Consider the following 6,453-nt stretch of genomic DNA (forward strand, 5'->3'; position numbering starts at 1 on the left):
TTATAAGTCAATAAACTTACTTGCTAGCTTGTACACTTGATTAATTTCTTTACTTTGTAAGTTCCAGCTAACCAATTCATTCTTAATTAACTCAGGGAATTTTTTACTGATATCTCTTAAAGCATTCCCAACCGATTTTCTTACATATTCACTCGAATCTTCTTTTAAATTGACTAATCTTTCTATAGCTTCATTCGGATTGTCTTTGAAATATGGCCTACTTGTCCATATCCTTAATCCTTCTGTTACTGCTCTCCTCGTATTTGGATTATCATTTTCTAACCATTCATCAATTATTGGGAGTGCTTTTTCATATCCTCTTTTCTTGCAAAATTCATCAAATGCCTTTGCCAATACTTCCTGAACTCTCCAATTGTCATCTTTGGAAACTTCATCTCTCATAAATTTTAAGATTTCATCGTCATCTGATAGGTGACCTAATAAAAATACGCCGTACATTCTCACTTGATATACATTAGATTTATACGCTAACAATGCTAATTTTTTAATGTATTGATTATCGTTAGACTTATAATCTTCTAGAGCTCTCTTTTCTTCCTCTTTGAATCCATGTTCTATCAAAGAAAATTCTTCTTCTAAACTAGATATATATTCATTCAAATTAACTCACCTCAAAAAACAAGTATTAGTTGTTGATATTATACCCTCATTAAAATACTATTAACCCTCTATCATCGTACACAGATTCACTTGTATCATTTCCACATCTTATTGCCCTTTCAAGAGCCATGATTGTAGCGATAACCCCATCTATCTTTTCTGTAGATTTTTCCTTGTCCTCTTTTATTTTTCCTGCAGATCTGTTAGTAAGAAGATTTGTAACCTTTAGTCCATGTTTTCCAGGATCATACTCTTTGAATTCTTCACTGGTTGCTTTTTTATACCTCTATATTTTCGTAATAAATATTACACTCTTCACATGGCTTGAGTGGTCAGTATGGATAATTTTTGAAATTTTTCAAAAGCCCCGTATGTGGGAATATGTTAATCAAGAAACATCTTATAATTATTATATCATTTTACCGCTAAGAAAAAGCAGCCCTACAAAAGAGCTGTTTAAATCCTCTAATTAAACTAGTTATAATACTACTAAGATGACCTGCAAACATAGCTATAATAAAGAATAATTTACAATTCATTTATATTGTCAGTTATGGACATCTTATTAATTCTTTTAATAGGTTTATAAGTTGAAATAATTACTGAAATCAATATAAATCCTATCGAAATCATTACTGGCAAAATTGGAAACTGCCAAATAGCATATGAAAAGTGATTTTCTATCAATTTTGTAAATATTATTTTATTCAGTAAAACACCAACTATTATCCCTATAAAACAACCAAATAAACCATAGGTTGCTGATTCTACTTTAATCATTCTCTTAATTTGAAACTTATCCATACCAACTGCACGCATCATTCCATATTGCTTTATTTTTGAAGATACACTAATGGATATGCTGTTGATACTATTTAGAAGACTTACAAGACCGATAATCGCTATGAAACCATATACAAAAAACATAAATGCCATATATGTTCCTGTTGTCTTTTGTTCTCTACGATCATTTATTGTATTCTTGTTCCCCATAATCTTTTGAACTTCATTTATACTTTCATTTGAAAAATTCTCATCGGTCTGTAACATGACTAAGTTATATCCATTTTCATTTGTTATCTTTTTGAATGTTTCATTTGAAGTTATTATTGTAGTTTTACCTCCAGTTTCACCATCGCTAGTAAATGGATCGTATTTCAATAATCCAGCTATTTCAAAATCTTCTCCCTTAATTTTTATTTTATCCCCAATTTTCTTATCGCTATCTCTATCCCAAGTAGCTAAAACATAATGGCTATTGCCAAATACTTTCGATAAATCACTTTTTCTCTTTAGGGCTTTATCTTTTTTTAAACTTTTTAAATCAAAATCATCATATGAGATAATATCTATTTTTTCTCTAAGGTTAGATTCAGATTCTAAAATTGCATTTACATCAAAAGCGCTTCTTCTACCATATACATTTTTTACGCCATCTACTTCTTCTAATTTATTCAGCAAGTTTGGATCAATATTATTTGAAATATCCTTACTTGTAATCTCTATATCTGCTCTGGCAGAAGATTGTGGCATTATATAATTTACAAATTGTCCGAAAACTATAAATGTTAGAAACAAGATAATACTTAATGCAAAGGAAGCTAACATTAGAAATAAATTCTTTTTATTTTCTATAGCATGATTTATTCCTAGTGATTTTTCAATATGAAAAAATCGATTATTCGCTAAATGTTTATTTCCTATATTAGACTTTGTATTTCCAGAAAGAGCCGCAATTGGAGAAATCTTAGAGGCTTCTTTCGCAGGTTTTTGTGCGGTAATTAAAACACTTGCAAGTCCTACCAGAATACCTGCTAGAATACCAGTTACACTTATTGTAAAAATAGGTATATTAGAAAATTCTTCCCCAACTATATATCTTAGCCCACCACAAAGAATCCAAGTTGAAACAACACCTATTAACGTACCAATAGGAATAGCTGATTTACACCAATTTAGTGACTCTAACCTTACAAGCTTTTTAATCTGACCTTTGCTCATCCCAAGAGAGCGCATCATCCCAAAAAACTTCGTTCTTTGAGCAATACTATTATTAATACTTCCAGAAATCATTAAAGCGCCAGCTACAAGTATTAGTATTAATAATATTATCGCTATGGGGATTAAGGTCTGTCCTAAGTTACTCTTTAACACATCATTGAAATTAAAACCAGTATGCTTTAATTTCAATCTATCAATTTCCATGCGTAATCCAATTTCAGCCATACTAAAAATTGCTGTTACCAAAAATACTGAAATAGCTATGCACATTATAGTTAAATGATTCTGTTTTTTACGAACTTTAGCTGATATTGGAATTAAACTAAGATAACTTTTCATTTGTAGCACTTCCATGATCAACTAGTATTCCATCTGAAACTCTTAAAACTCTATCTGCTGCTTGAGCTATCGAACGGCTATGTGTAATCATAATTATAGTTTGCTCATATTTCTGTGAAGATTCTTTGAGTAAACTGATAACCTCTGAACTATTTTTAGAATCTAGGTTTCCCGTTGGTTCATCTGCTAGAATTAGAGAAGGCCTTGTTATAAGCGCTCTACCTATAGCAACCCTCTGTTGCTGACCACCAGAAAGTTCACTTGGCAAGTGATTTTTTCTCTCTTGTAGTCCTAATATATTTAATAGTTCTTCAAGATATTTTCTATCTGGTTTCTTGTAATCCAATAAAACTGGAAAGATTATGTTTTCTTCCACAGTTAATTCTGGAATCAAATTAAATCCCTGAAAAATAAAACCTATATTTCTGCGTCGAAATACCGTAAGCTCGCTATCTTTCATTGAAAATAATTCTTTATTATTAATAATAACCTTACCATCAGTAGGTGTATCTAGCGCACCTATTATATTTAGGAGGGTACTTTTTCCAGAACCTGATTCTCCTACTATAGCTATATATTCTCCTTTATCTACAGAAAAATTAATATCTTTTAAAGCATGCACTACATTGTTACCTTTTCCATATGTTTTAGAAACAGATTTAACTTCTAATAAACTCATAAAACACCTCAATCTTATTTTATTTATAAAAAGAATAACGCTTCATTCCTACAATTAGATTACTAAAAGCCTACAATTTTGTAGGATTTCTAAAATTTAATAAAAATGTGGTGCCATGGCCTAATTCACTTAAAACTTCTATTGTGCCACCATGTCCTTCGATGATAGACTTTGCTAAGGGTAGTCCTAAGCCTATACCTTGTGAATCAGTTAAATGTCTACTTCTATAGAAACGTTTGAAAATATGATAAAGATCATCCTCATGTATACCAAAGCCATTATCAGTAATTTTTATCTGTAAAATCGACGAGAATTGCTCCCATTCAATTTTAATTACATCAGCACTTTTAGTATGGTCAAAAGCGTTTTTGACAATATTATTTATTGCTTCCAATAGCCAATCTCTATCGCAAAAAAGTTTAGTTTTCTCATCCCCAGAAACTTGTAGATGTTTTTTTTCACTTTTTGCACGGTATGTAAAGTGGAGTTCTACATCTTTAATCATTGCATACACATTTTCATTCAATTTTTCAAGAACAATCACATCTGCATCAAACTTAGCTAACTTCAAAAGGTTTTGTATTAATGTATTCATTCGATTAAGCTCATGGTCTGACGCTTCACATAAATCTTTAATGGGATAATCTTTATCAACTTCATTAAAAATAAGTTCATTATATATGTTTAAAGCTGCTAATGGTGTCTTTAGTTGATGAGATATATCAGATATAGTGTCTTTTAGAAATTTTTTCTCTTTAGTTTCATTCTTGGCTCGGGCATTTAATATTAAAAGCATCTGATTTATGGAATTAAATAACCTATAAATTGTTCCTTCTTTGTCAGAATCAATCTGAATATTACTATTGCCTTCAAGATACATATTGATTTGTGCTTCAGCATTTTCTATAATTTCTTCTTGGCGTTTTAAATAAAGATAAAATATACCAGGTGTCAAAAAAATAAAAATAAGACTTATAAAAATTGAAGGAGTAGAAATAGTTTTGAATTCTTTCCAAGTAAATATTTGAATTGATAAGGCGAATAAGATATTAACTGTAAAGATATTTTTGAAATATTTTTTATTGTTTTCATCTGAAAATACTGACATCATTATTTACCTCAACAAGAAACGTTCCACTTATATCCCAGGCCTCTAATAGTTTGTATCATTTTAGGATGACTAGGATTATCTTCAATTTTCACTCTAAGTCTACGAATATATACAGTTATAGAATTATTGTCTATATAATTATCATTAATATCCCATAATTTCTCTAAAATCTGATCTTTAGTTAGGACAATATTAGGATTTTCCATAAATAAACAAAGTAACTTATATTCACCACTCGTAAGATCTAAAGCATGACCATTTTTATAAGCTATACCTTCTAATAAATGAATTTTGATGCCATTTGATTCGATATTTTGACTATTATATTTTTCTGTTCTCCTAAGAAGTGCATTTATTCTTGAGATTAAAATACTTAATCTAAATGGCTTAGTTATATAATCATCTCCACCAATATCCAGACCCATAATTACACTTATTTCTTCATCAGAGGCTGTTAGAAAAATAATAGGTACATCAGAGTTTTCTCTGACTTTTCTGCAAAATTCAAACCCTGATCCATCAGGAAGAGATACATCTAAAATTAATAATTCATATTTGTTTTTTGTCCATAAATCTAAAGCTTCGCTTATAGTTCTAGCTATATCAGCGTCAAACCCTTGCTTTTTAAAAGAAAATGACAACCCATAAATAAGGCTCTTGTCATCTTCTAATAGTAATATCTTGTTCATATAAAATCTCCTAAAAATTATTAAATCTATGCTAGATTATACATTATAAGTACAAAAATACACTCAATTTAGTTTAACACCATTACCATTATAAATCGAATAGGAGCTAAGATCTAGCCCCTTTCACACCACCGTACGTGCCGTTCGGCATACGGCGGTTCAATTTAATTTACACATGCCCTGCTTATATAGTAATCGTAAGGGTCAATTAAGCCTGTTTTACTTAATCTTTCTTTTGTGATTGCTCTTACTAGGCAGGTTTTTGTTGCTACAAAATAGCACCTATCTCCACAATAGGCTGTTAGTCTTGCTAGGTCTTTTACTATTCCCATTTTCATTAACGCCCATTGCCTTTTCTTTGCTACTTTCCACATTTTTCAACAGATTATTCTAAGTCTGGTTCTTAAGTGCTCGCTGAAACTTTTTAGTTTGCTTTTCATGCTTGCTATTTTAAAGTAGTTTATCCAGCCTCTTGTTACTTCATTTATCTTTTTGATTCTGTATTCTAAGGATACTGACCGTTTTCTTGTGGTTAGTTTCTTTATTTTATTTTTGAATCTTTTAAATGATGTTTCATGGACTCGTGCTTTCCATTGATTTGTTCTGTTGTCTTTCCAGTAGCCAAATCCTATATATTTTATTCCACTTGGTCTTGTTATTTTGCTTTTTTCTGCATTTACTTTTAGTCCAAGTTTCTTTTCTATGAATCTTGTTATGGAGTGCATTACTCTTGTGGCTGCTGCTTTGCTTCCTACAAATATTAGGCAATCGTCTGCATATCTGGTGAATCTAAGTTTTCTTGCTTCTAGCTCTTTGTCTAGTTTGTCTAACATGATGTTGCTTAGTAATGGTGATAGGTTTCCTCCTTGTGGAGTTCCTATTTCACTTTTTTCGTATATGCCTTTGTTCATTATTCCTGCTTTTAGGTATTTTCTGATTAGTGATTCTGTGTCTGGTGCTTTGATATGCTCATGAACTATGCTCATTAGTTTATCTTGTGGCACTTTGTCGAA

The 6,453-nt window shown here is 30.7% G+C and carries 7 protein-coding genes; all 7 read right to left on the minus strand.

Features of this window, described 5'->3' with window-relative positions:
• Positions 1 to 621, minus strand: coding sequence for a HEAT repeat domain-containing protein (locus tag BN38_RS07445; RefSeq protein ID WP_044566337.1), 621 nt, complete (start codon positions 619 to 621; stop codon positions 1 to 3).
• A 528-nt stretch (positions 622 to 1,149) separates the two neighbouring features.
• Entirely contained in the window at positions 1,150 to 2,961 is a 1,812-nt protein-coding gene (locus BN38_RS07450) for an ABC transporter permease (protein WP_044566338.1), read from the minus strand.
• Positions 2,945 to 3,640, minus strand: coding sequence for an ABC transporter ATP-binding protein (locus BN38_RS07455; RefSeq protein WP_044566339.1), 696 nt, complete (start codon positions 3,638 to 3,640; stop codon positions 2,945 to 2,947). Before BN38_RS07455 ends, BN38_RS07450 begins: the two co-directional genes overlap by 17 nt.
• 70 nt (positions 3,641 to 3,710) lie before the next feature.
• On the minus strand, positions 3,711 to 4,751 hold the full coding sequence (locus BN38_RS07460) for a sensor histidine kinase (RefSeq protein ID WP_230197740.1): 1,041 nt from the start codon (positions 4,749 to 4,751) through the stop codon (positions 3,711 to 3,713).
• A gap of 8 nt (positions 4,752 to 4,759) precedes the next feature.
• The gene (locus tag BN38_RS07465) at positions 4,760 to 5,440 is read right to left on the minus strand and encodes a response regulator transcription factor (protein ID WP_044566340.1); all 681 of its coding nucleotides are present in this window, start codon (positions 5,438 to 5,440) and stop codon (positions 4,760 to 4,762) included.
• Positions 5,441 to 5,604: 164 nt separating this feature from the next.
• The gene (locus BN38_RS11390) at positions 5,605 to 5,778 is read right to left on the minus strand and encodes a hypothetical protein (RefSeq protein WP_230197741.1); all 174 of its coding nucleotides are present in this window, start codon (positions 5,776 to 5,778) and stop codon (positions 5,605 to 5,607) included.
• A gap of 39 nt (positions 5,779 to 5,817) precedes the next feature.
• On the minus strand, positions 5,818 to 6,453 hold a 636-nt coding region (locus BN38_RS07470), incomplete at its 5' end, for a reverse transcriptase domain-containing protein (RefSeq protein ID WP_268257892.1).

The sequence above is a fragment of the Anaerococcus provencensis genome (genome assembly GCF_000312365.2).
In the GTDB taxonomy this organism is placed as follows: Bacteria; Bacillota; Clostridia; order Tissierellales; family Peptoniphilaceae; genus Anaerococcus; species Anaerococcus provencensis.